At 74.3% G+C, this 2103-nt stretch carries 2 protein-coding genes; both read right to left on the minus strand.

Translation table 11 applies throughout. The features are described from left to right. Positions 1-20: 20 nt before the first annotated feature. Positions 21-1184 (minus strand): cystathionine gamma-synthase, encoded by a 1164-nt coding sequence (gene metB, locus FV230_RS27635; RefSeq protein ID WP_147844639.1) that lies wholly within the window; start codon positions 1182-1184, stop codon positions 21-23. Between the two features lie 114 nt (positions 1185-1298). Next, positions 1299-2048 (minus strand): hypothetical protein, encoded by a 750-nt coding sequence (locus tag FV230_RS27640; protein ID WP_147844640.1) that lies wholly within the window; start codon positions 2046-2048, stop codon positions 1299-1301. Between the last annotated feature and the right edge of the window lie 55 nt (positions 2049-2103).

Here is a 2103-nt window from a genome sequence, read left to right on the forward strand (position 1 = left end):
GGCGGCCGCCGCGCGGACCTTCAGGCGGGCGGGAGGGCGTCGAGCGCGCGGGACAGGTCGGCCAGGAGGTCGTCCTCCGCCTCGAGCCCGATCGACAGCCGCAGCAGCCCGCCGGTGATGCCGGCGATCGCGCGCGCCTCGGGATCCATCGCCGCATGGGTCATGGTCTCGGCGTGCGAGATCAGGCTCTCGACCCCGCCGAGGGACTCGGCCAGCGTGAACACCTGCAGCACCGCCACGAACCGTCGCACCGCCTCGCGCCCGCCCGCGAGCTCGAAGCTCAGCATGGCGCCGAAGCCGCTCTGCTGCGCCTTGGCGAGGGCGTGGCCCGGATGGGTCTCAAGGCCGGGATAGTACACCGCGGCGACGGCCGGGTGGCCGGCCAGGAACGCGGCGAGACGCCCGGCGGTCTTCTGCTGCTGCTCGATCCGCACGAACAGGGTGCGCACGCCCCGCAGCGTGAGGTAGGCGTCGAACGGCGAGCCGGTGACGCCGATGGTGTTGGCCCAGGCGGCGAGCTCGTCGCCGACCTTGGCGTCGGCCGCGACCACCGCGCCCCCGACCACGTCGGAATGCCCGTTGAGGAACTTGGTCGTCGCGTGCACGACGAGGTCGGCCCCGAGCGCCAGGGGCCGCTGCAGGGCCGGCGACAGGAAGGTGTTGTCGACCACCGAGAGCGCGCCGGCCTCGCGGGCGAGCCCGGTGACGCGGCGGACGTCGACGACGCGCATCAGCGGGTTGCTCGGCGTCTCGATCAGCACGACCTTGGGCCTTCCCGCGAAGGCCGCGGCCAAAGCCGCCGGGTCGTTCTGGTCGACGAAGGCAACCGTGTAGTGCCCGCGCGCGCTGCGCAGGCTGAGCAGGCGGTGCGTGCCGCCGTAGCAATCGTGCGGGGCGATCAGGAGGTCGCCCGGCCGCAGGCTCGACAGCGCCAGGTCGAGGGCCGCCATGCCGCTCGACACCACGACCGCGCGGGCGCCGCCCTCGAGCTTGGCGATGGTGTCGGCGAGCTGGTCGCGCGTCGGGTTGCCCAGCCGCGAGTAGTCGTACGGCCCCGGCTTCTCGAAGGCCGGGAACTTGTAGGTCGTCGAGAGATGGATCGGGGCGATGACGGCGCCGTACGCGGTGTCCTCGGCCACGCCGTTGGTGGCCGCGATCGTGCGCGCTGCTTTCGGTTCGGTCATCGCTTCCCCTCCTCCCGGGAATCGGTCCGCGGTGCGATCCGACGGCCCCGCCGAGGCGTTCTTTATAGAGGACGAAACGATCTTACAACGGAACGTGGCGTCGCGCGCCGCCTTTCAGTCCTTCACGACCAGCGGGCGCACCGGCGGCAACGCCGCGGCCCCATCCTCGCCGGGCACGAGGCCGCAGCGGAAGGCGGCCTCGCGCGGAAGCAGCGGGTCGAGCAGCGCGCGGCGGGCGGCGAGCACGCCGATGCTGCGCTCCGCCCCCACGGCCTCCGGGCCGGGCAGCGCGACGACGAGGTGCTCGACCGCGTAGCGGTAGCGCGCGGTGCGCTCGGCCAGTTCGAGCCGGACCCAGGCGATCAGGCATCGGTTCTCGGCCACCCGCATGGCGGCGTTGCGCACGTCGACATCGTCGAGCGCCCTGGCGAAGGGAAGGCTGCGCAGCCGCAGGGCGTCGGCGTCGATCACCCGCGCGGCGATCGCGACGAAGGGCGAGATCAGCCGGGCGTCGGCGGTCGCGTCCTCGGACAGCCGGCGGTAGCGCGAGACCGGCGAGCGGGCGGGCTCGGCGACGAGGGCGTCGTGATAGGCGGCGACGTCCCCCGGGCGCCACGACGGCGGCAGCACGCGGGCGCGGGTGAGGTTGGCGAGCACGTCGACGAACGCGGCCTCGGGGGCCGCCGGCATCAGGAAGCGCCAGGCGCGCGCGCGCAGCGTCTGCTCCTCGTCGGTCAGCGGGAAGGCGGAGGCCGGCTCCTCGCGCTCGCGGGCGGCCAGCGTCCCGGTGGTCTCGACTAGGCTGTTCCAGGCGCCGGCCTTCGGGCGGCCGAAATCGCCCTCCTGGGCGCAGGCGGCCAGCAGCGCGGTGAGGAGCGCGGCGGTGAGCGCGCAGGTCGCGACCGGGCTCGCGCGGCGC

This window comes from Methylobacterium sp. WL6, assembly GCF_008040095.1.
In the GTDB taxonomy this organism is placed as follows: domain Bacteria; phylum Pseudomonadota; class Alphaproteobacteria; order Rhizobiales; family Beijerinckiaceae; genus Methylobacterium.

What these genes read in the sequence shown, in the direction of transcription:
- metB (WP_147844639.1), bottom strand. Translation starts at nt 1,184, where the DNA reads ATGACCGAACCGAAAGCAGCGCGCACGATCGCGGCCACCAACGGCGTG.